24 protein-coding genes are annotated in these 22,332 nt (G+C 29.5%); all 24 read left to right on the top strand.

Features of this window, described 5'->3' with window-relative positions; translation table 11 throughout:
• Nucleotides 1-14 precede the first annotated feature (14 nt).
• The 24 genes from EC396_RS08780 to EC396_RS08665 all read left to right on the top strand — a co-directional run bounded on the left by EC396_RS08780 (nt 15) and on the right by EC396_RS08665 (nt 21,961).
• A complete protein-coding gene (locus tag EC396_RS08780; RefSeq protein ID WP_129366339.1) occupies nt 15-818 on the top strand; it encodes a helix-turn-helix domain-containing protein in 804 nt (267 codons plus the stop codon).
• A 44-nt stretch (nt 819-862) separates the two neighbouring features.
• A complete protein-coding gene (locus EC396_RS08775; protein WP_129366338.1) occupies nt 863-1,249 on the top strand; it encodes a DUF302 domain-containing protein in 387 nt (128 codons plus the stop codon).
• Nucleotides 1,250-1,281: 32 nt separating this feature from the next.
• The gene (locus tag EC396_RS08770; protein ID WP_129366337.1) at nt 1,282-1,884 is read left to right on the top strand and encodes a DUF3347 domain-containing protein; all 603 of its coding nucleotides are present in this window, start codon (nt 1,282-1,284) and stop codon (nt 1,882-1,884) included.
• Nucleotides 1,884-2,336 (top strand): heme-binding domain-containing protein, encoded by a 453-nt coding sequence (locus EC396_RS08765; RefSeq protein WP_129366336.1) that lies wholly within the window; start codon nt 1,884-1,886, stop codon nt 2,334-2,336. The genes EC396_RS08770 and EC396_RS08765 overlap by 1 nt, the downstream gene beginning before the upstream one ends.
• Before the next feature lies 1 nt (nt 2,337).
• Complete coding sequence (locus EC396_RS08760) at nt 2,338-3,021, top strand: PepSY domain-containing protein (RefSeq protein WP_129366335.1); 684 nt, start codon at nt 2,338-2,340, stop codon at nt 3,019-3,021.
• Between the two features lie 4 nt (nt 3,022-3,025).
• Nucleotides 3,026-3,499, top strand: coding sequence for a hypothetical protein (locus EC396_RS08755; protein WP_129366334.1), 474 nt, complete (start codon nt 3,026-3,028; stop codon nt 3,497-3,499).
• 36 nt (nt 3,500-3,535) lie between these two features.
• A complete protein-coding gene (locus EC396_RS18090) occupies nt 3,536-4,915 on the top strand; it encodes a LuxR C-terminal-related transcriptional regulator (protein WP_240665671.1) in 1,380 nt (459 codons plus the stop codon).
• A 203-nt stretch (nt 4,916-5,118) separates the two neighbouring features.
• On the top strand, nt 5,119-5,508 hold the full coding sequence (locus EC396_RS08745) for a cytochrome c (RefSeq protein ID WP_129366333.1): 390 nt from the start codon (nt 5,119-5,121) through the stop codon (nt 5,506-5,508).
• Nucleotides 5,509-5,515: 7 nt separating this feature from the next.
• Nucleotides 5,516-6,664 carry a hypothetical protein gene (locus tag EC396_RS08740; protein WP_129366332.1) on the top strand — a complete coding sequence of 383 codons (1,149 nt, stop codon included), beginning with the start codon at nt 5,516-5,518 and terminating at the stop codon, nt 6,662-6,664.
• 17 nt (nt 6,665-6,681) lie between these two features.
• On the top strand, nt 6,682-6,945 hold the full coding sequence (locus EC396_RS08735; RefSeq protein ID WP_129366331.1) for a cytochrome c: 264 nt from the start codon (nt 6,682-6,684) through the stop codon (nt 6,943-6,945).
• Nucleotides 6,946-7,030: 85 nt separating this feature from the next.
• Complete coding sequence (locus EC396_RS08730; RefSeq protein WP_129366330.1) at nt 7,031-7,564, top strand: hypothetical protein; 534 nt, start codon at nt 7,031-7,033, stop codon at nt 7,562-7,564.
• 828 nt (nt 7,565-8,392) lie between these two features.
• The gene (locus EC396_RS08725) at nt 8,393-8,905 is read left to right on the top strand and encodes a hypothetical protein (protein ID WP_129366329.1); all 513 of its coding nucleotides are present in this window, start codon (nt 8,393-8,395) and stop codon (nt 8,903-8,905) included.
• A 525-nt stretch (nt 8,906-9,430) separates the two neighbouring features.
• Complete coding sequence (locus tag EC396_RS08720) at nt 9,431-9,709, top strand: hypothetical protein (RefSeq protein ID WP_129366328.1); 279 nt, start codon at nt 9,431-9,433, stop codon at nt 9,707-9,709.
• Nucleotides 9,678-10,151 carry a helix-turn-helix domain-containing protein gene (locus tag EC396_RS08715; protein ID WP_129366327.1) on the top strand — a complete coding sequence of 158 codons (474 nt, stop codon included), beginning with the start codon at nt 9,678-9,680 and terminating at the stop codon, nt 10,149-10,151. The genes EC396_RS08720 and EC396_RS08715 overlap by 32 nt, the downstream gene beginning before the upstream one ends.
• 10 nt (nt 10,152-10,161) lie before the next feature.
• Entirely contained in the window at nt 10,162-10,620 is a 459-nt protein-coding gene (locus tag EC396_RS08710) for a hypothetical protein (RefSeq protein ID WP_129366326.1), read from the top strand.
• Between the two features lie 195 nt (nt 10,621-10,815).
• Nucleotides 10,816-11,022: a GDCCVxC domain-containing (seleno)protein gene (locus EC396_RS08705; RefSeq protein ID WP_129366325.1), complete on the top strand. Its 207-nt coding sequence runs from the start codon at nt 10,816-10,818 to the stop codon at nt 11,020-11,022.
• A 365-nt stretch (nt 11,023-11,387) separates the two neighbouring features.
• Nucleotides 11,388-11,699, top strand: coding sequence for a DUF6660 family protein (locus tag EC396_RS08700; RefSeq protein WP_129366324.1), 312 nt, complete (start codon nt 11,388-11,390; stop codon nt 11,697-11,699).
• Between the two features lie 75 nt (nt 11,700-11,774).
• Nucleotides 11,775-16,157 carry a CusA/CzcA family heavy metal efflux RND transporter gene (locus EC396_RS08695; RefSeq protein ID WP_129366323.1) on the top strand — a complete coding sequence of 1,461 codons (4,383 nt, stop codon included), beginning with the start codon at nt 11,775-11,777 and terminating at the stop codon, nt 16,155-16,157.
• 1 nt (nt 16,158) lies between these two features.
• On the top strand, nt 16,159-17,367 hold the full coding sequence (locus EC396_RS08690) for an efflux RND transporter periplasmic adaptor subunit (RefSeq protein ID WP_129366322.1): 1,209 nt from the start codon (nt 16,159-16,161) through the stop codon (nt 17,365-17,367).
• Nucleotides 17,368-17,378: 11 nt separating this feature from the next.
• Nucleotides 17,379-17,717: a P-II family nitrogen regulator gene (locus tag EC396_RS08685; RefSeq protein WP_129366321.1), complete on the top strand. Its 339-nt coding sequence runs from the start codon at nt 17,379-17,381 to the stop codon at nt 17,715-17,717.
• Nucleotide 17,718: 1 nt separating this feature from the next.
• Entirely contained in the window at nt 17,719-18,135 is a 417-nt protein-coding gene (locus EC396_RS08680; protein WP_129366320.1) for a Fur family transcriptional regulator, read from the top strand.
• A gap of 54 nt (nt 18,136-18,189) precedes the next feature.
• Nucleotides 18,190-20,136: a heavy metal translocating P-type ATPase gene (locus EC396_RS08675; RefSeq protein WP_240665670.1), complete on the top strand. Its 1,947-nt coding sequence runs from the start codon at nt 18,190-18,192 to the stop codon at nt 20,134-20,136.
• Between the two features lie 341 nt (nt 20,137-20,477).
• A complete protein-coding gene (locus EC396_RS08670) occupies nt 20,478-20,939 on the top strand; it encodes an isoprenylcysteine carboxylmethyltransferase family protein (protein ID WP_240665669.1) in 462 nt (153 codons plus the stop codon).
• Nucleotides 20,940-21,370: 431 nt separating this feature from the next.
• The gene (locus EC396_RS08665) at nt 21,371-21,961 is read left to right on the top strand and encodes a hypothetical protein (RefSeq protein WP_129366317.1); all 591 of its coding nucleotides are present in this window, start codon (nt 21,371-21,373) and stop codon (nt 21,959-21,961) included.
• Nucleotides 21,962-22,332 lie beyond the last annotated feature (371 nt).

The raw sequence follows: 22,332 nt of genomic DNA, 5'->3' as shown, positions 1-22,332 counted from the left end.
AAGATAAAAAAATCATGATAACAGGAATTAAATTTTTTAACAAATCAGTAGATAAAGAAGTAATTGCTATTTATACAATTTTAGGTATAGCAATTTTTTATTTTATTTTACACCCTTTTACCATGGTTCTTTATTGGTTTGAATTTAAAAATGAACCTATCACTTTTTCGTCTTTTATTGAAGTTTTAGGACATCGATTTAAACATTCATTTTCATTTAAAATGTTATATATGGCACTCTTTTTTATTGTAATGGGTGGAATATTTGGTGCTGCTGCAGGTGTTTTTAAAGTTAGAACCAAAAAGTTAAGCAAACATATTGATTTTTTAAAAAAGGACATTTCTAATTTAATACAGCAGGGCGAAAATCAATTTCTTGAATTCAAATCATCCATTCGCTATGATTTTAATTTAAAGACAACTAACATAGAACTTGAAATGGTAATTGCTAAAACTATTGTAGGGTTTTTGAATGCTAAAGGGGGTAAATTAATTATTGGGGTATCCGATCAGGGAAATGTGTTAGGAATAGAAAATGATTTTATAACCTTAAAACAAAAAAACAGTGATGGCTTTGAACAAAAAATTTATGAAATAATTTCAAAACACATTGGAAAAGAATATTGCACTTTGGTGAACGTTTATTTTTATCCAATTAATAATAAAAAATTATGTGTTCTAGATATTCAAAAAACAAATGAACCTTCCTATTTAATAAAAGGAAGTGAAACTGTATTTTATTTAAGAACTGGTAATGCAACAAGACCATTGTCTATCAAAGAAGCCATTCATTATATGAAAATGGAAAAGGATGTTTAGAGAGGTTAAAGAACTTCAATCAATAAATCAATAAAATAAAAAAAATGAACTATTATTTTAACAAAACACTTAAAGGAAATTTTGGTGAGATTATCAAAAAAGTAACAGAAGAATTGAAAGCTGAAGGGTTTGGTATTTTAACGGATATTAATATACAGGAAACTTTAAAAAAGAAATTAGATGTTGATTTTAAGCAATACCGAATATTGGGTGCTTGCAATCCTCCTTTTGCATATAAGGCTTTACTGGCAGAAGATAAAATTGGAACTATGTTACCATGTAATGTTATTGTACAAGAAATTGAACCTGGAATTGTTGAGGTAGCGGCAATTAATCCAATGGTTTCAATGCAAGCTGTAAAGAATGAACAATTGAATGAAATTGCTTTTGAAATAAACAAAAAACTTAAAAATGTAATACATAAACTTTAATCACTAATTATTAATATTAAAAACAAAACAAAATGAAAAAATCAATGTATGTAATCGCGCTTTCTGTACTATTTTTAAGCGCATGTAAAAATGATAAAAAACAAACAGAATCTAGTGATGTTCATATGGAAGAAGCTGATGGTCATCAGCAAAATGATATGAACAATGCGACAATGCAAGATACTGATTCAATTATATCTCAAAAAAATGAAAACTTGTCTGAAATTATTGACGCCTATTTGCTTTTAAAAAATGCACTTACTGAAGACAGTAAAGATAAAGCTGCAGAAGCTGGAAATAGCGTACTTACGGCGTTTGCAAATTTTGACATGTCAAAATTAAGCGGTGATCAACATGGTACTTACATGGAAATAATGGAAAATTCCAAAGAACATGCAGAACATATTATTGAAAGTCCAATTGATCACCAAAGAGAGCATTTTGAAGAATTAAGTAAAGATGTTAATGACCTAATAGAATTAATTGGAACGGATAAAACATTATACCAGGACTTTTGCCCAATGTATAATAACAATAAAGGCGCAATGTGGTTAAGTGAAACCGAAACAATTAAAAATCCATATTTGGGGACTAAAATGCCAACTTGTGGAAAAATGCAAAAGAAAATTAATTAGTGAAAACTATTAAAAAAATAATGTTTGTTGGAATGATTGTTTTTGTGGGTATCCAATTGGTGCCCACAAAACGCAATCAGAGCTCTGATATTTTAGAAACTGATTTCAATAAGGTTTTTAAAGTGTCTAATAATGTGCAGTCAATTATTAAAAACTCCTGTTACGACTGCCATAGCAATAATACCAATTATCCTTGGTACAATAAAATACAACCTGTAAGTTGGTTTTTAGAAAAACATGTTACTGAAGGTAAAAAAGAGTTAAATTTTAGCGAATTTGGAAATTATTCAACTCGCAAACAAAAAAGTAAATTAAAATCAATGATCAACCAAATTAGAGATGACGAAATGCCTTTAAGTTCGTATAAATTAATTCATCAAAATGCAAAATTATCAAAAATGCAAAAAGTAGAATTAATGGAAACATTCTCTAAACTAAGAGACAGTTTATAAGATGAAAAAAAAGATTCGGAAAATTCATAGATATTTAGGGTTAATTATTGGTTTGCAATTTGTTATGTGGACAGTAAGTGGTCTTTACTTTAGCTGGACAGATATTGATGAAATTCACGGAGACCAATTTAGGAATGTTTATTCTATACCTAAATCATTCACTAATTTAATAAGTCCTTCTAAGTTAAACGATTCACTTAAAATTGAATCAATTCAATTGAAAGAAATTAATAACCAGCCATTTTATTGGATTAACAATAGTGGTCTTTATAGTGCAATAACTGGAGAAATTAAAAAAGGGATTTCAGAAAATGAGGCTTTATCAATAGCCAAGAAACATATGTTAAATAACCTAAAAGTGAGTAAAGTCGAATTAATAACTGAAACCAATAAACATCATGAATATAGAGAACGACTATTACCTGCTTATGTAATTTCTTATGACCATAAGGCAAATGTAAAAGCGTATGTTTCTTTGAATGATGGTAATTTTCAAACGGTAAGACATAGAAATTGGAGATGGTTTGATTTTTTATGGATGACACATACAATGGATTATAAAGGAAGGGATAATTTTAATACATTATTGCTAAGAGCTTTTTCCTTACTTGGATTATTAACAGTTTTAAGTGGTTTTTTACTATGGTTTACATCATCTAAATCAATAAGGAATTTTAAAAAATAGTAGCATGAAAAAAATTATAATGATACTTATTTTAACAATAAGTTATAGTTCAATTGTTGTTGGGCAAGGTTCAACTATTTTCAAGGCTTATGAAGATAATAGTGTCGATTTTATAGATTTTGAAATTAAAATGGATATCAATTCTTTTACTTGTAGTTCTCACCAATCTGTCACTGGTTACGAAAAAGATAAATGTACAATTTGTGGAAAAGACCTTGTAAGAGATAAAAAATTGAAAATCTATGCTTTAAATAACAGCGTTGATTTATCTAAAATTGAAGGAAGAGTTATTGTTGTATTTAAAGATGGAACACAAATTTCAAGAAAACTTCAATTTAATAAGGACTTTGGTTGGATAAAATTAGGTAATTATGCATACAATAATTATAACAATGCCTATTTAAAATTAAAATACAATAACAAACAATATCAAGCAATGTTTGATGAACCCATAATTCATAGTGGTCACCATCATTAAAAAAAGTAATATAATTATTTATTATAAATGCTAAAAATGTTCAAATCTTTAAAAATAAATTTAACAATATTCCAAAAGTTATTAATTGGGATAATAGCTATACTTATACTTAATATTATTGTTGCCTATATAGGAATTGTAAGTGCTCATAAACTTGAAAATACTTCTAAAATTGTATTAAAGGAAACTAATAAATACAACAATCTTCAAAATTTAAAATTGAGTTTCTCTGAACTATTAATGCCCGCTAATGATTATCTTATTCATGGCAATAAAGTTGAACTTTTAAATTTTAAAAAGTTAAATACTATTACTAGGCAACAATTAGAAAATTCTAAAATTTCAGAAAACAATCATTTTAACGAACATTTTTTAGAGGAAATTGAAGAAATCCTAGAAGAAATTGAAAAATTAAGCGCAAATATATTTGATTTAAAAGAACCAATTGGGAATAATGAAGGAGCTATCATGATGGAAGTTATGGATGGTGTTGCTGTTGATGCACAAAAAAAAATTGATATATTATTAACATCCTCTTCCACATTGATTAACACTAACATAAATAAAAACGAAATCACAAATTCAAAAGCATCAAGGTTAATTATTATAATAATGGTAATAATAATGATTCTTTTATTGGTTGGTGGATACTTTTATGTAAAAAAAATTACAAGACCAATAAAAAATTTAACATTAATAGCTGAAAAAATCATTCCACCAAATTCAAATATAAAAGAACTACCTGTTATCCAAGATGAGATTGATAATTTTTCTAATTTATTTAAAAATATGATTCGTGCATTATCTGAAAATACGGTATCAAAAGATTACCTTAATAGTATACTTCAAAGAATTGAGGAATCATTAATAATTACAAATCTTGATGGAGATATTTTGATAGTTAATAAGTCTACATTAGAATTATTAAAATATCAAGAAAATGAGCTAATTGGTGAAACTATTAATAAGATTCTTTTAGGCGAAAACAAAAATATACCAACTACAACTGAAGATGAATCTGCACAAAATATTTTCAATACTTATTTTACAAAAGAAAATGAGGCCATACCAGTAACTTTTTCTAAATCATTTATTTACGATAGCAATAATCAAAAAACAGGTATATTATATATTGCTTATAACCAAAGAGAAAGTGATGATAATAAAGAGATCCTAAAACATGATGCGATTTTGGATAAAGGGAAGATAAAAATTAATGAAAAAACCCCTTTAACCAATAGAGAAATTGATATAATAAAACTTATTGTTAAAGATTACAGCAATCAAGAAATTGCAGATAAGCTTTTTATTAGTATAAGAACCGTTGAAACTCACAGGAAAAACATAATGGTAAAACTACATGCAAAAAGCACCATTGGATTAGTACATTATGCAATTCAAAATAATTTGATTTAATTATTTCCTTTCTTACTTTTTTACATAAAATCCAGCTTCATTAACCAATTTTCAAAAAAAATAATTTCAGTTATTTTAATAAAATCGTAAAACTACGTATTACTTGGTATTTTTTTTAAACAATGTTTTATGGGGGTATTTGGGTATAAGTTTACTTGCTGCAAAGTATAACTTTGATAAAAATTATAACAATTTATACAAATATGAAATCTTTAAGCAAAATCTTAATTACCATTAGCCTATTCATAGGGTTCTTAAGTGCAAATGCTCAATCTACTTGGGTAGCTCCAAAAAGTGCGGATGCAATTACCAACCCATTAAAGAACGATCTTACGGCAATTAAAAAAGGAAAAACAATTTACCAACAATTATGTGCCGTCTGTCACGGTGATAAAGGTAAAGGTGATGGTCTGGCCAGTGCATCCTTAAACCCAAAACCTGCCAATTTTTTATCTGAAAAATTTCAAAAACAAACTGATGGAGCTGTCTTTTGGAAACTAACAGAAGGTAAAGCTCCTATGGCTTCTTATAAAGAATCGCTATCGGTAAGCCAACGCTGGCAACTAGTAAGTTATCTTAAATCACTTAAATAATAATAAAATGAAACGAATTATTTTACCCTTAATAGCAATCTTTTTTGTTGGAATAGTATATGCTCAACAAGAAGATAAACCAAGCAAAACTCAATTTATGATTAGAGGTTATGGTAGCGCAGGTTTTCAATCTTTAAATGATGAAGGAGAAAAAGAGTCTTCATTTAATAGTGGAACTTTTGCCCCCATAATACTATTTAAATTTTCTGATAAGTTTATGTTTGAAACTGAATTGGAATTTGCCTATGAAAATGGAGAATTAGAAACAGCACTTGAATATGCTAATGTAATGTATTCATTAAACGATTATATGACAATTAGAGCAGGTAAATTTTTACTGCCTTTTGGTACTTTTATGGAACGTTTACATCCTTCGTGGATTAATAAGTTATCTTCTGTCCCTTTAGGTTTCGGTCACGATGGTATTGTTCCTTCTTCTGGAGTAGGTGTTGAATTAAGAGGTGCTTTTGATGTATACGGATCTAAATTTAATTATGCTCTTTATTCAACAAATGGGCCTAAATTAAATGACGGAAGTATGGAGCCAGATGAAGCTGGTATTTTACATTTTGACAATTATGAAGATAACAACAAAAATAAATCATTAGGAGGTCGATTAGGTTATTTACCATTTACAGATTCTTCTGTTGAATTAGGATTTTCATTTTTGAACTCAAAAGTTGGAAATTCAGATTCTGATTATGAAAATGTTGGCGCTAAATTAATTGCATATGACTTCACTTTTATTAAAAAAATTAATCCTCTGGGAGGTATTATTGATATTAGAGCACAATACAACCAATCTATTGTTGATGATGCTAACTATTATGAACCTGATGGATTAGGTGGTTCAGAAGAATATACATTTAATAACAAAAGTGATTCATTTTACGCCCAATTAAGTTACAAACCAACAACTTCAAGTAGTAACTTTATTAAAAACTTAGAGTTTGTAGGACGTTATTCTGAATTAAACACACCTGAAGGTGCAGAATGGGAAACAAATCAAAACCAAACAGCCTTCGGTATAAATTATTGGTTAAGTTGGCGTTCAGCAATCAAAGTCAATTATCAAATAACTGATGGTACAGGTGGTCACGGTGGTGGTTTAATTGATAAAAAACAATTTACCATTCAATGGGCATTTGGTATATAATTAAAAAACTTAAAATTATGAAAACAATATTAACAGTAATAGCAATAGGATTAATTGGAATAGTAGCAATATCGTGTTCACCTGAAAGAGCTGCTTTAGTAGAAGGAAAATCAGGTGTACAATTATGGGGAGAAACTTGTATGAGATGTCACAGCACACCATCACCTGCAGATTTTAATGATACTGATTGGTCAACAATCGAAATGCATATGAGAGTTAGAGCAAATTTAACAGCCGATGAGTCAAAAAAAATATTTGATTTTATTAAATCAGCAAACTAGTAACCTGCCAAAGACAAGAAAGAAAGTGCTAAATGATACATTTCTTTAACACTTTCTTTCTAAATATTAATTAAAAAGTAAAATCATGAAAAAATATATAATTTTTAAATGCTTAGTAATCTTATCAATTGGTATTGTTATAATTTCTTGTAATAAGGATGATGTCATTAGCAATACACATGTAATTGGTGTTTACAACGGCAGTTTAACAACAAACTTAGGAAGTAAATCAAGCATTCAAGATAGTCCAAAATCTGCAACGGCAGTAGTAACGGTAGTTGGCGACAATATTCAAGTTTATTGCTACAACGAAGATTTTGAAGCGGCCATTAGCCTTAATATTTTTGAAAATGGTGATTTTATGATGACTTGTTTTGTAGGGGAAGAATTTGAAAAAATGTATGGTCACAGTTTATCCCAAACCAATATTGTTGGATATAAGCAAAACAACAATTTGCAATGGATACAACATTTAGAATTAGAGCATAAAGAAAGTGACAAACATTATGGCTCTTTTGATATGTTAAATAACAGCTTAAGTTATACATTTTTAATTGATGGAGTGGAATATTATTTTGAAGGGATAAGAGAATATGAACCCGAAGAAATTGGGTTCTAATATTTGAATCAAAGCCTTCAAGAATTTATTAAATTGTTGAAGGCTTTTTTTAGCTCTTTTAAGATTGTAAAAACAGAATACTAGCTGCATAAATCATATTTTTTATAAAAAGAGGGTGTCTTAAAACTCTACTAAATAAGTTGATTTAAAAATGGATTAAATACTTCTAAATTAGAATGAGTTATGTAACTTAAGTTGCTTATAGAATTGCAATATTTAAGTATTTTTGATAGTATAATTAAGTTTATAAAATTGAAAAATATACCTATCAAAATATCGGCTTTTTTGATGACAATCTTAGTGTTGTTTTCATCCTCGTTTGTTATAATTGATGAGCACTATTGCCAAGGTAAGTTAAAGAGTTTTTCGTTATTTGGAGAAGCCGATGAATGTGATATGGATATGCCAATTTGTAAATTGGAGAACCATAATACTTCCATTTCAAAATCAAGTTGTTGTACAAATGTTTCTGATAGCAAGTTAGGTTCAATCTTTGAAAAAAATCTTGATACTAAATTCAATTTTCAATCTTCCAAGTATATTTCAATTGACTATGTTAACAGCCTTAATGTATTCATTGGTATTGCTAAAAAAAGTAGTTATTATCAAAACTACTCACCTCCGCTAATTTTTAAAGATATACTAGTTTTTATACAGTGTTTTAGAATTTGATTTAAAACCTTATAGTGCAATTTCTGCACAAAAAACAAACCAAAACAATGTAGTAACATAAATAAGGTAAAATTAAAAATTCCTCAAATGTTACTTTTTAAAATTTGCATGTTAGTTATGCAAATTGAAATAGTATAACAATTTAAAAATAATAAAATGAATTTACATAAAAATATAAGTATAACTGGTATGTTAGTAATAACCGTTGCGTTGTTCTTCACAGCCTGTAATAATAATGATGATTTAGTAACTAGTGATGTTGCAGGTGTTTACGAAGGCACTTTAACAACTGATGTAGCAGGTAAATCAATAAGTTCAAAATCCAATAATACTGCTACAGCGGTAGTAACTATGGTTGGTAATCAAATTGAGGTTCATTGTTTCAATGATAATTTTGACACAACAATTATGTTAAATTTATATGAAGATGGAGATATGATAAATACATGTTTAACAGGTACTGAATTTGAAAACATGTATGGTCATATGATGGGGCAATCTAATATGAATGGAAATATGCAAAATATGGGTTCTCAGTGGATGCAACATTTAGACAATGAACACCAAGATACTGATGAACACTTTGGTGGTTTTAATATGAAAAATCATACTTTTGACTATACCTTTAAAATGGAAAATGGTAATTTTCATTTTCAAGGCACTAAGTAAACAAAGAAATAATGCTGATTATTAAATAGAGTTCAGTAATAGTTTTTATATTAAAATTGTTAAGGAACGAAAGTTCCTCTAATATTTTTCATAGCAATTTTTTTAAAAGCTTCCTTTTTAGGAAGCTTTTTTAATTTAAAATGAGCACCTTTTTTTAAGCTACTAAACAACAACAATTAAGTACAAATTAATGTTTGTTAAATAATATATTAACCTTATTTTTATACAAAAAAAATTGCAGTTGTAGTTTAAATACAACATACTCATAAAATTAAAATGAATATAAAAATTGAAAACCTATGAAAAAGAAACTGTTAAACAACTACAAATCAAAAATTATTAACAATGTACTGTTAATAAATTGCTAAAAACTTTGAAATAATTAACCAATAGCTTAATTTTGTGCGAAGAAAAGCATTAATAATTAGAAAAAGTAGCGATGGCAAATGATGTGTTTGTGTTGATGTTGAAAATTTTGAAACCATTTTAGCGTATGCAAAATTACATCAAAAGAAATTCAATCATATGGTTGGCATTATCCTAAATCAGCTAAGAGTACCCGATTTATACGATAAAGAAAATATCAATAAAAAGGCAAAAAATGTTACAGCTATGAAATTTTTTAAAGGCCGTTCTAATGATAGAATTTATTGTAAAGAATTTACACAAGACGATAAGACATTTACCGTAGTAGCCGTTGAGCTATTTGAGAAAAAGAAAACACAAAAAAACTCACCAAAAATCACACACATTATAAACAAAATTTCAAACTATGAGTACGAAATCGTTGAAAGAAATGCATAATGAATTTGACAGTATTTTTAACTTCGAAAACAAAGAAGATAAATGGGAGGTAGAAGCAAAATTATTGGCATCCAAATTTTTATCAATCATTCAAAAAGAATTGGATAAAAACGATGGAAACAGAAAAGAATTAGCAGAAAGTATTGGTACTTCGGCAAGTTATATTACCCAATTGTTTAGAGGAAATAAATACCCTAATTTTTTAACATTAGCCAAAATTAAAGAGGTGTTAAATATAGATTTTAGCATAGCTTTAGAAGGTGAAATTAATTCTCAAATTTCAGAGGACGATATTTCACAGTATTTAAATAAGTTTTATCAATCTCACAATGGCGATTATATAAAAATAATAAAAAACAAACCATTTAACACAAAACCAAATCGTATTAAAAATAGCGCTAGTCCTTATAACTTTAGTACAGTAGATTACCAATCAGCTTAAAAAATCAAAAATGAAAATAACCAAATCACCGTTAATTCAAACCGACTTTTTTGTATTAAACTGTAACTACAATTTTATTGAACCTTCTGAAGATTCTACGAACATTACTGAAACATTTGGGAACTATAAAATTGACTTTGATTTTGCTCATAAACTACAAGATAATGGTCAAATATATATATTTGTAAAAGTTGAAATCAACAACATTAAAAATGCCTTACCAGGTTATAAAATGTTTATTGAAGGTGTGTCTATTTTTGAAATTGAAGAAGTCAAAATAGTAGCTCAAAAACAAAAAGATGATTTAATAAATATTTCAGGTTTGAGTATTGCCATTAATAATTTACGTAGTTATATAGATAATATAACAATGTACAACCCACTTGGTAAATACACTCTCCCAGTAATAGATTTAGGGGCACTTTACAAAGAGAAAAACAAGAAAATAAAACAAAATAACACTAAGTAATTTAAAGAACACGTGCCTAATATATTACCAACCCTGTTCTAGTGGTTTAGGTTAACAAATCTTATTGAGATGAGAAATGTTATTTATACCCAATTTTTAGTAGTAATTTTAATATAAATTTAAATCTGAATTTATTTAAGAATCATATTTTTAAGAGAATTAAGTCTACTTACAAAATAATCAACAAAAAACCGAATGGAAATTCAATTAAAATCAGAAATTACCTGCCCAAATTGCGGACATAAAAAAGTAGAAGATATGCCAACAAACGCATGTCAATTTTTTTATGAATGTGAAAATTGTAAAACGGTACTAAAACCAAAAGAAGGAGATTGTTGTGTTTATTGCTCTTATGGAACAGTGCCTTGCCCACCAATTCAACAAAATAAAAGTTGCTGTTAGCTCATAAGCCCAACGGATTTTCAAGTGTTTTTATGCAGTAAAACAGAATAAAAAAGCATCGAAAACACAACAATTACGTCATCCCGCACTTGATGCGGTATCTCATCCAATAGTACCAAACCCAACGTCAGTTCGAGTGATTTTTGTGTATTGTAAAGGAACAAAAATTGTATCGAGAACCTTTTGTAACAGCCCACACTGTGCTGTGCCTGTCCTTAGTTTATCGAAGGTTTGAAACGTCATTGCGCCGCAGGGAAGCAATCTGTTCCTTACTCAACTAAAAATTTAACCTTTACAAAACCTTAGGCTCTAAGTTTTTTTTGCAACACCATTGCACATATAATTTTACTATATTTGCATTCATAATGAAATTTTTAGCAACCATACTAGCATTATTTATACTCTCATTGTCTGCATTACCTTGCGACGATGTAAGCTATAACAACCAACAATCAGAAACAGTATCTGAAATTGTCAATCTAGACAATCATTCTCATTCCGATTTATGCTCTCCTTTTTGTATGTGTAGTTGCTGTTCAGTTAGTGTTACTGGACCATTAAAACATATTGATTATGTGGTGTATGCTGAAAAACCTTCAAAAGAAGTAGCTACCTTTTACAATACTTCTTTCACCAATAACTATTACTCCAAAATTTACCTCCCTCCTCAAGTTTAAGTTATAAATACAATTTAATCTACTTTCATTTTTGAAGGTTGATTTTAAATATTAACAACTTAATCTTAAAAAACAATGATCGATAAAATCATTCGCTTTTCAATTAATAATAAATTAATTGTAGGCCTATTTATTTTAGTTCTTATAGGAGCTGGAATAAATTCAATGTTAACTATAAAACTGGGTTCAGTACCCGATATTACCAATAATCAAGTTCAAATTATTACAGTAGCTCCCAATTTAGGAACGGAAGATATTGAACAATTTGTAACCTATCCTGTTGAATTGGCAGTAGCCAATTTACCCAGCGTAATCGAATTACGCTCCGTTTCTCGTTTTGGACTTTCAGTAGTAACTATTGTCTTTTCCGATGATATGGGAACTTACCTACCACGTCAATTAGTACAAGAAAAATTAACAGCTATTCAAGAAAGTATCCCTGCAGGTTTTGGAAAACCTTTTATGGCTCCAATCGCAACCGGGTTAGGCGAAATTTACCAATACTCTATTGTTCCAAAAAAGGGTTATGAAACTAAATACTCCCCGTCTGATTTAAGAACAATTCAAGATTGGATTGTAAAACGTCAAATGGCATTAGTGCCTGGTGTAGTAGAAATAAACTCTTTTGGTGGAAATGTAAAACAATACGAAATTGCTTTAAACCCAAACAAATTAAACAGTATGGGTATTAGTATCAATGAGGTTTTTGAAGCCCTAGAAACCAATAATTCAAATACGGGTGGCGCATATATCGAAAAAAACCACCAAGCAAGCTTTATTCGTGGCGAAGGTCTTGCAAGAAGTTTAACCGACATTGAAAATATTGTTGTAAAAAATGTAGAAAACACCCCTATTTTAATAAAAGATGTGGCTGATGAAGTGCGTTTTGGAGCAGCGGTACGTTATGGAGCTTTTACAGAAGATGGTCAAGAATCTGTGGGTGGACAAGTGTTAATGTTAAAAGGCGAAAACCCAAATGAGGTTATAAAAAATGTTCAGAAAAGAATTGCGAATATCCAAAAATCACTTCCTGAAGGTTTAGAAATAAAACCATTTTTAGACCGAAGTGATTTAATTGCACGTACTACAAGTACCGTTTCTAAAAACTTAATTGAAGGTGCTTTAATTGTAATTTTTGTACTCGTACTTTTATTAGGAAGTTTAAGAGGTGGATTATTAACGGCTTCAATTATTCCACTTTCTTTACTGTTTGCCTTTATTTTAATGAAAGCAACAGGCGTTTGGGCAAATTTAATGTCCTTAGGCGCTATTGATTTCGGAATTATAGTTGACGGCGCGGTAATTATTGTGGAAGGAACTGTACATCATATTGAGCAACGCCTCAAGAAAAACAAAAACAACATCACTACTGCTGAAATGGATGAGTTAACCTATAAATCGAGTAGTATGATGATGAATGCTGCTTTTTTCGGACAACTTATCATTCTAATTGTATTTACCCCAATTTTATTTTTAACAGGTGTTGAAGGTAAAATGTTTACTCCAATGGCATATACCTTTGGTTTTGCAGTATTAGGTGCTTTGTTATTGTGTTTAACCTATGTGCCTGTAATGGTATCCCTATTTATGAAACCAACACCACAAGGCAAAAACAATATTTTTACACGTACTGAAACTTGGCTAAACAATATTAGCAACAAAGTAATGGCGGCTATTTTTAAAGTATATAAACCTTTAATACAAGGTGCTTTAAAATTTAAAAAAACTACCATTGCAGTTGCAGGTGGTCTATTTATAATCGCTGCGTTTATCTTTTCAAATATGGGAGGAGAATTTATTCCAAAATTAGATGAAGGAGACATTGCAATGCAAATTATTATGAAGCCAGGTAGTTCATTATCAGAATCTATAAAAGTATCTGAAGAGGTAGAAAATATTATCAAAAATAATTTTCCTGAAGTGATAACTGTTGTGGGTCGAATTGGTGTTGCTGAAATTCCAACCGATCCAATGCCTATGGATATTGCTGATTGCTTTATCATATTAGAAAAAGATGTAAATAAATGGACATCCGCAGATAATAAAGCAGAACTAATTGAACTAATGCAAGAAAAATTAAAAACAATTGTTGGGGCTAATTTTTTATTTAGCCAACCTGTTGAATTGCGTTTTAATGAATTACTCACAGGTGTTCGTGAAGATGTTGCAATTAAACTCTATGGAAATGATTTAGATATTTTAGCGGTAAAAGCTGAAGAAATGGCTAAAATTATTCAAACTGTTGAAGGTGCTGCCGATGTAAGAGCCGAGGCAACTGAAGGGTTGCCACAAATCACCGTAATTTATCAACGTGAAAAATTAGCCAAATACGGGTTAAACATTGATAAATTAAATAAATATGTAAGTGCTGCTTTTGCAGGGGCAAATGCAGGTATCATTTTCGAAGGTGAAAAACGTTTCGATTTAGTGGTGCGTTTCTCACAAAAAAATAGAGAGAGTATTGAAGACCTAAAAAATCTTTTTGTCGACCTTCCAAATACAAATACACAAATACCTTTAAAAGAGTTAGCCGATATTAGTTACAAACCTGGTCCAATGCAAATCTCTCGTGACAATACTTATAGAAGAGTTTCTGTAGGTGTAAATGTGAGAGGTAGAGATGTTGAATCTATGGTAAAAGATATCCAATTGAAACTTGATGAAGAATTGAAATTACCCGAAGGTTATTTTATTGAATATGGAGGGTCTTTTGAAAATTTATTAAGAGCTAAAGAACGTCTTTCTATTGTAGTTCCTATTGCCCTATTTTTAATATTTATATTACTATACTTTGCATTAAACTCCATAAAACAAGCTACTATGATTTATATGGCTGTGCCTTTGGCAGCCATTGGTGGTATTTTAAGTTTATCCTTACGTGGTATGCCTTTTAGCATTTCAGCTGGTGTAGGCTTTGTGGTTTTGTTTGGGGTGGCTGTATTAAACGGTTTGGTTTTAGTAAGTAGATTTAATAGCTTAAAATTAGAAGGGATGACCGACTTAAAACTCCGAATCCTTACTGCTACTGAAGAAAGATTAAGACCTATTTTGTTAACTGCAATTGCTGCTATTATGGGATTTTTGCCAATGGCTATTTCAGCATCTGCAGGTGCAGAAGTACAACGCCCTTTAGCAACTGTTGTTATAGGTGGCTTAATTTCATCAACGCTATTAACCCTTTTAGTAGTACCAATTCTGTATTATTTTGTTGAAAATGGCACCTCTTTAAAATCTAAACTTAAAATGAAAAATCATAAAACAACTCTTGTAATTGTTGGTGTCATATTAAGTATGACATTAAATAAAACCTATGCCCAATCTGCACCCATCAATTTATCTATTGATGAGGCAGTTAAAAATGCAATAGAAAATAACCCTTCAATAAAAAGCGCTTATTTAGAAATTGAAAAGCAACAAAGCTTGAAAAAAACAAATTTTGATCTTGATCAAACAGCTGTTAATTATACACGTGGTCAAATAAATTCACCACAAATAGATTATGAATGGAATATTTCACAAGATTTTAAATTTCCAACAATTTATGGTACACAAGCTAAATTACAAGCAGAAAAATTAACACTAAGTGAAACGAATTTAATTGTTCAAAAAAATAAGTTAGAACGTAATGTTAGAGCTGTATATCTAGAGTTATGGTATGCAAAAAGTAAGTCTAATTTAATTACTAGTCTAGAAAAAGAATATGAAAACTTCGTCTTAATTGCTGAAAAAAAATATGCTTTTGGCGAAAGTAATTTAATTGAAAAAATTGCTGCAGAAGGTAAAAAAGAAGCGGTAAATTTATTGAAATCTGATGTAGAACTGGATATAGAAAGCTTAACTAAGCAATTGCAATCATTAATGAATACCAATGTTTACTTCGATATTTCAAATGAAGATTTAGCAAAAATTCCGTTTGAATTTTCTAACCAAGAAAATATTGAAAATCCAATACTTCAATTACAACAAAACGAAATTGATGTCAAAGAACGTGAGTATAAATTGGAGAATGCTAAATTTCTTCCAGAGCTATCTGCTGGTTATTTCAATCAACAAATTGATGGTATTAAAGGATTTTCTGGTTTTGAAGTTGGTGCAAAAATCCCATTATTCTTTTGGTCTCAAAATGGAAAATCCCTAGCAGCTAAAAAAAATGTTGAAATAGCAGCTTTAAATTATCAAGAAACAAAATTAGAAATAGATACGTTTTTAAAAACTAAACTCAATGAATACGAAAAACAAAAAGCAGCTTTAGCATATTATGATTCAACAGGTATTGTATTAGCCGACAAACTATTTTCATCAGCTATAAAAGCATACAAAGAAGGTGAAATTGGCTATGTAGAATACATTGCTATAATGGAACAGTCTATCGACATAAGAACCAATTATTTAACCGCACTTAACCTTCATAATCAAATAGTTAACGAAATTAATTACTTAACAGGAAAATACAATTAAGATGAAAAATATTTTAAAAATAAGCGCACTATTGATACTTTTTATGACCATAATAAGTTGTGCAAATGGTACATCAAAACATAACGACAGTGATGACCATAAAAATGAACAAACCGAAGATAGTGATCATAATGATGAAGAAAAGTCAAATAAAATTGCTTTAAAACTAAACCAATTAGAAATAATGGGTATTGCATTAGACAATCTAAGCGAGTTAAATTTAGGTGAATCATTAAAAGTTAATGGTCAATTAGAATTACCTCCTCAAAATATGGCAAGTGTAAGCGCCATAATAGGTGGGCGTGTACAAAGTGTGTCAGTAGTTGAAGGTGATTTTGTAAAAAAAGGGCAAGTAATAGCAACATTAAACAATCCAGAATTTATAGCAATGCAACGCGCATATCTTGCTGCTAAAAGTAATTTAACTTATTTAGAAAAAGATTATGTGAGAAAAAAAGAATTAGAGAAAGAAGGTATTACTTCTGCCCGCGCATTTCAAGAAGCTGAAGCGGCATATCTAAATGCAAAAGCCGATTTAAATGCGACTAAAGCTACCCTAAATCTTATAGGGATTAATGTTGCTACTATTGATAAAGGTGAAATAATTGCTTCAATTCCTGTAATCGCACCAATACAAGGTTACATTCAAAAAATTGAAATTAACATTGGAAAATCTGTAGCTCCTGAACAAGAAATGTTTGAAATTGTAGATAATGATTTCCTACACTTAGGCTTAAATGTTTTTGAAAAAGACATAGAAAAATTAAGCATCGGTCAAAAAATAGCTTTTACACTCTCAACACGTCCCAATAAAATGTATGAAGCTGAAATTTTTGCATTAGGAAAAGCTTTTGATATGGATACCAGAACAGTTAAAGTTCACGCTAAAATTATTGGAACACACGAAGGTTTGTTAACGGGGATGTTTGTTGAAGCTAGAATCGCAACAGATAGTAAATTGACCGCTGCATTACCAGATGAAGCTTTTGTAAACGACAAAGGTCTCGATTATGTATTTATCCAAAGAGTAAAAGATGAAAATGATATAGAACTTGAAAAAATTCAAGTAATTAAGGGTGTGTCTGATTTAGGATTCACGGAAGTTCAGTTTACAAACCCTATTGATAAAAACGACTTAATAGTTACAAAAGGTGCTTATTATGTAAATTCTGAACTTAACAAAGGAGAATTTGAAGAACACGACCATTAAAATATTTTAAAATGAAAGAAATTAAAGCATTTATAAAACCTACAAAATTAGAAAATGTTGTAGAAGCTCTTAAAGAAAATGGATTTGAAAGTGTTACATTATCTGAATGTGAAGGAACAGGCGCTTATAAAAGAGAAGATTCAGTACCTTCGTTAAAATTTCATTTTGCAGACAGCAAGGTTATTAAATTAGAATTGATTTGTCAAAATGAAGAAGTTAAAAAAGCAGTTAAAATAATTTGTGAAAACGCAAAAACCCCTTATCCAACCGATGGTATTATTTATGTCTCTGATGTGAATGATGCTTATAAGATAAAAACAGGGAAGTCAATAAAAAAAATTGATGTTTAATATGATTGAATTAGAACAAATATTAAAGAAAAATAACGTAAAACCAACAGCAATGCGACTGTTGGTTTTACAATTTCTTTTAAATAAAAAATCCGCTATTAGCTTAACCGATGTTGAAGAGTATTTTGTTAAATCAGACAGAACAACATTGTATCGCACCTTAAAAACATTTGTTGAAAGTGAATTAGCTCATAAAATTGACGATGGAACAGGCATTACAAAATACGCTTTATGCGAAGAAAATTGCCATTGTGATATTGATACCGATTTACACCTACACTTTCATTGTAAACAATGCAATGAAACTGTTTGTTTAACAGACCACAAAATTCCAAACATTAACTTACCTAAAGATTTTATTGCCGAAGATGTAAATCTTGTTGTAAAAGGCATTTGTAACAAATGTAATTCAAATTAATGCACTTCCGTTGCACACACTATTTACTTAATTTTGAATTAAATAGTTCAAATGATGAGTAAAAATAACGAATGTCAAGATGGTGCCTGTGCAGTAGATTATACTAAAGAAACTGTAGTTTCTAATAACACTTTAGCTATAAACAAAGCTTACATAATTCCAATAATTAGCTTGCTTTTTCTAGTGTTGGGTATTGGTTTTGATTTTTTTGAAGCACCTTTTTTTAGAGCACCTGTTCCTTTAATTTGGTTTGGTATAATTTATATGCTTATTGGTGGTCCTGTTCTTTTAAAAGCTGTAAAATTAATCGTTAAAGGATCAATATACAATGAGTTTGTTCTAATGTCGGTTGCAACCTTAGGTGCATTTTTAATAGGCTCTTATGAAGAAGGTGTTGCAGTTATGTTATTTTATGTGGTAGGAGAACTATTTCAAGAAAGTGCAGTCAACAAAGCCAAACGTTCTATTGAAGCCTTATTAAAAGTTCAGGTTGAAGAGGTAACCATTGTAGAAAATGAATTAACCTTAATAAAACATCCCAAAGATGTTAAAATTGGACAAATAATACGGGTAAAAGCAGGTGAAAAAATTGCTTTAGATGGCGAATTAATTTCAAATGATGCCATTTTAAATACAGCTGCATTAACAGGAGAATCCGTTCCTAAAAACTGCAACAAAGGAGAGCAAGTGCTGGCAGGAATGGTAAATCTTACCAAAGTCATCGAAATTAAAGTGACCATTAAATACGAAGATACCAAACTCTCCAAAATTCTTAAATTGGTGCAAGATGCTGTTGGTAAAAAAGCAAAAACTCAACTCTTAATTAGTCGTTTAGCTAAAATTTATACCCCCATTGTTTTTTGGTTGGCAATTGCATTAGTAATTGTGCCCTACTTTTTTCTTGGGGATGCTTATATATTTCAAATGTGGTTACAACGGGCTTTAATATTCTTAGTAATATCGTGTCCTTGTGCCTTGGTAATTTCTATTCCACTTGGCTACTTTGGTGGAATAGGTGCAGCATCACAAAATGGTATTTTATTTAAAGGTTCTAATTATTTAGATTTAATAACCAAAGTCGATACCGTGGTTATGGATAAAACAGGCACTTTAACAAAAGGTGTATTTGAAGTGCAGGAAATTGTAACCTCAAACATTGATAAGAATTTATTTTTAGAATTAGTTGCTGTCTTAGAATCCAATTCTACACATCCCATTGCACAAGCTATTGTCAATTATGTTAAAATTGATAACTCAAAATTGAAGGCAACAACTATTGAAGAAATTTCAGGTTATGGAATGAAAGGACAAATTGGGGAGTATGAAGTTTTGGCTGGTAATTCTAAATTGTTACAAAAATTCAATATTCCATTTGATGAAACTATAAATTCAAATGACAAAACAATTATTGTTGTTGCTATAAACCAGCAATATGCAGGATATATTACTATTTCCGACACCTTAAAAGAGGATGCACAAAAGGCAATTACCAATTTACATAAAATCCCAAAAATAATTGAAATAGTAATGCTTTCGGGCGATAAACAAACAGTTGTTGACACCATTGCAAATGAATTAGGGATTGATAAGGCAATTGGAGATTTACTTCCTGAAGATAAAATTTCAGAAGTAGAAAAATTAAAGGCAATGGGAAGAACAATTGCATTTATTGGCGATGGAATTAATGATGCTCCAGTAATTACAATAGCTGATGTAGGGTTGGCAATGGGAGGTTTAGGAAGTGATGCAGCCATTGAAACTGCCGACGTTGTAATACAAACAGATCAACCTTCAAAAATTGTAACTGCCATACAAATCGGTAATGCAACCAACAAAATTATATGGCAAAACATTTGGTTGGCATTAAGTATAAAAATACTCGTTTTAATTTTAGGAGCTTGGGGTATGGCAACAATGTGGGAAGCTGTTATTGCTGATGTAGGAGTTGCATTATTAGCCATTTTAAATGCCGTTCGTATCCAAAAAATGAAGTGGAATTAAATAAATCAAAGTACTTTTATAGAATAAATATGCCTGTAAATTATAAAGGAAAACGGTATAAGCAAAAAAAGGAAGTCCCTGTAAAAATTAAACTTTCTTATAAAGAAAAAATAGTTGGTTCTATTGTTTTAGCAATCCTCTTCATTATAATTATTTTAGCTGTGCTTCTTCGTTTTGATAATTTATTTCACTAAATAATAATGTAATCAACTTTAATAATGTTAGAAAAAATATATTTAGGGTTCATACTTGTATTTTTTATTCTTGCTTTTGCAATTAGAAATATAAAGACATATGTAGCTACAAAGCAATCCATAAGAGGTAAATCTATAAAATTATCAATGTCGATATTTATTTCGACAATGATGTATGTAATCATAATGCTCCGTTTAACATTACTTAAATCAAAATGGTTTATTGAAATTGACCTATCAGAATACGCTTGGGTTAAAACATTAGGGCTTGGACTTGTTTTTATTGGTTTTATGATAGGTGTTTTTGCACTAATTGAAATGAAAAATTCTTGGAGAGTAGGTATAAAATATGATCAAGAAACCAAATTAATTACAACAGGAATTTATAGCATTAGTCGAAACCCTTATTTTTTATCTTATAACATTCTTTTTTTAGGATACATTCTAATTTTTCCTTCTAGAATCATAATCGTTTTATATGTGCTACTTGTAGTCATTTTTCACAAAATGATTTTAGAGGAAGAGGAATATTTACAGTCTGTGCATAAAATAAATTATTTAGAGTACAAAAGAAAAGTCAATCGATATTTAACAATAAACTTAAAATAATTTAAGATGCAGTTTAACATTTTAATTGCTCTTGTGTTATAAATAAAATCCCCATTTCCAGCAGTATCCCATTCCGTTGCACTACATTGCATACAGCTTCCAATTCCGCACAGTAAGAGTTTCCTTAGCAGTCAACACTTACTCTTTGCCTTTACCCTATTTATCGTCACCCTCAGCTTGACTGGGGGTCTCATAATTCGAACACCCAACAAATCCATTTCCATTAGAATAGTCCCAACAAACCACAAACATTCGTGCAAGTAATAAATTGCTAGAATAGTTTATTTCAAAACCTCAACATTATTGCAATGTTATTTTTATATTTGAATAGCACAACTAAAACCCACGTTTATCCCAAAAAAATAATACGGATAAACCAATATAATAGAAGTATATAACAAGTTGGCTGTAATAACGCAAAAAAAACAAATATGAAAAACTTAACTTTAGGAATTATATTCCTTCTATTTACAACAATTTTAGTTGGACAGAACTCAAAAGAAAACCTTAAAAATGATTTTAATGATTATTTAACTTTGATCTTAAACGAAGAGATTGAAAAATCTATGGATTATCTGATAGATGATTTCTTTAAAATTATTCCAAAAGAACAATTGATTGTTTTAATGAAACAAATATATAATAACCCATCCTATGAGTTTAAATTGACAACTCCAAAAATATTGAGTATTGGTGATATTGAGACGATTAATGATAAATCCTACTCTATTTTGACATATTCAAGCTTAATGAATATGAAGTTCAATTCAGATTCCGAAAATGAAACAACTGATGATAAAAACGCTAGATTAAATTTGATAAGAAACAGTTTAGTTAGCACATTTGGAGTTGAAAATGTAAAATTAGATGATGAAACTGATTTTTTTGAAATTTTAGCAACAAAAAGTGTTTGTTCTCTATCTGAAAATGGGATTGATAATTGGAAATTTATAACTGTTGAGGAAAAACAAAAGAGTTTATTAGAACAATTTATTCCAAAAGAAATAATGGAAAAGATTTAAAACTACAGCCAACAACTCATAAAATTTATGCTTACATTTAAACTAAATAACGAACTGACAAACATTCAACTAACGATTTGCTACGTCCGATAAATCTCCGATTTTCCAGTCGCACAAATCTTATAAAAGCCAGTTATGTAAAATGCCATCGGAATTCTCTCTGAATTCCTTATTTTGAGTTATTTAATTCAAAATCATTTAATTGTATGAGAAATTACACAAAAAGCTCATTGAAATAAATAGAAATTGAGCAATGAATTATATAAAAAATTAAACTCAAAAAACAAACCTCGGAGTTTAAAAATATGCGGAGTTTGAGCGTTGGATTTTGAATGTTGGAATACATAAGATTTCAGAAAAATATAAACTAA

Source organism: Lutibacter sp. HS1-25 (assembly GCF_004121075.1).
Lineage (GTDB): Bacteria > Bacteroidota > Bacteroidia > Flavobacteriales > Flavobacteriaceae > Lutibacter.
Note: the sequence above shows the minus strand (reverse complement) of the source record. Positions and strands in the feature narration are given on the sequence as shown.

What these genes read in the sequence shown, in the direction of transcription:
- EC396_RS08745 (WP_129366333.1), top strand. Translation starts at nt 5,119, where the DNA reads ATGAAATCTTTAAGCAAAATCTTAATTACCATTAGCCTATTCATAGGG.
- EC396_RS08775 (WP_129366338.1), top strand. Translation starts at nt 863, where the DNA reads ATGAACTATTATTTTAACAAAACACTTAAAGGAAATTTTGGTGAGATT.
- EC396_RS08680 (WP_129366320.1), top strand. Translation starts at nt 17,719, where the DNA reads ATGATTGAATTAGAACAAATATTAAAGAAAAATAACGTAAAACCAACA.
- EC396_RS08735 (WP_129366331.1), top strand. Translation starts at nt 6,682, where the DNA reads ATGAAAACAATATTAACAGTAATAGCAATAGGATTAATTGGAATAGTA.
- EC396_RS08685 (WP_129366321.1), top strand. Translation starts at nt 17,379, where the DNA reads ATGAAAGAAATTAAAGCATTTATAAAACCTACAAAATTAGAAAATGTT.
- EC396_RS08695 (WP_129366323.1), top strand. Translation starts at nt 11,775, where the DNA reads ATGATCGATAAAATCATTCGCTTTTCAATTAATAATAAATTAATTGTA.
- EC396_RS08705 (WP_129366325.1), top strand. Translation starts at nt 10,816, where the DNA reads ATGGAAATTCAATTAAAATCAGAAATTACCTGCCCAAATTGCGGACAT.
- EC396_RS08670 (WP_240665669.1), top strand. Translation starts at nt 20,478, where the DNA reads ATGTCGATATTTATTTCGACAATGATGTATGTAATCATAATGCTCCGT.
- EC396_RS08740 (WP_129366332.1), top strand. Translation starts at nt 5,516, where the DNA reads ATGAAACGAATTATTTTACCCTTAATAGCAATCTTTTTTGTTGGAATA.
- EC396_RS08690 (WP_129366322.1), top strand. Translation starts at nt 16,159, where the DNA reads ATGAAAAATATTTTAAAAATAAGCGCACTATTGATACTTTTTATGACC.
- EC396_RS08755 (WP_129366334.1), top strand. Translation starts at nt 3,026, where the DNA reads ATGAAAAAAATTATAATGATACTTATTTTAACAATAAGTTATAGTTCA.
- EC396_RS08675 (WP_240665670.1), top strand. Translation starts at nt 18,190, where the DNA reads ATGAGTAAAAATAACGAATGTCAAGATGGTGCCTGTGCAGTAGATTAT.
- EC396_RS08760 (WP_129366335.1), top strand. Translation starts at nt 2,338, where the DNA reads ATGAAAAAAAAGATTCGGAAAATTCATAGATATTTAGGGTTAATTATT.
- EC396_RS08720 (WP_129366328.1), top strand. Translation starts at nt 9,431, where the DNA reads ATGGTTGGCATTATCCTAAATCAGCTAAGAGTACCCGATTTATACGAT.
- EC396_RS08730 (WP_129366330.1), top strand. Translation starts at nt 7,031, where the DNA reads ATGAAAAAATATATAATTTTTAAATGCTTAGTAATCTTATCAATTGGT.
- EC396_RS08715 (WP_129366327.1), top strand. Translation starts at nt 9,678, where the DNA reads ATGAGTACGAAATCGTTGAAAGAAATGCATAATGAATTTGACAGTATT.
- EC396_RS08725 (WP_129366329.1), top strand. Translation starts at nt 8,393, where the DNA reads ATGAATTTACATAAAAATATAAGTATAACTGGTATGTTAGTAATAACC.
- EC396_RS08700 (WP_129366324.1), top strand. Translation starts at nt 11,388, where the DNA reads ATGAAATTTTTAGCAACCATACTAGCATTATTTATACTCTCATTGTCT.
- EC396_RS08780 (WP_129366339.1), top strand. Translation starts at nt 15, where the DNA reads ATGATAACAGGAATTAAATTTTTTAACAAATCAGTAGATAAAGAAGTA.
- EC396_RS08770 (WP_129366337.1), top strand. Translation starts at nt 1,282, where the DNA reads ATGAAAAAATCAATGTATGTAATCGCGCTTTCTGTACTATTTTTAAGC.
- EC396_RS08710 (WP_129366326.1), top strand. Translation starts at nt 10,162, where the DNA reads ATGAAAATAACCAAATCACCGTTAATTCAAACCGACTTTTTTGTATTA.
- EC396_RS18090 (WP_240665671.1), top strand. Translation starts at nt 3,536, where the DNA reads ATGTTCAAATCTTTAAAAATAAATTTAACAATATTCCAAAAGTTATTA.
- EC396_RS08665 (WP_129366317.1), top strand. Translation starts at nt 21,371, where the DNA reads ATGAAAAACTTAACTTTAGGAATTATATTCCTTCTATTTACAACAATT.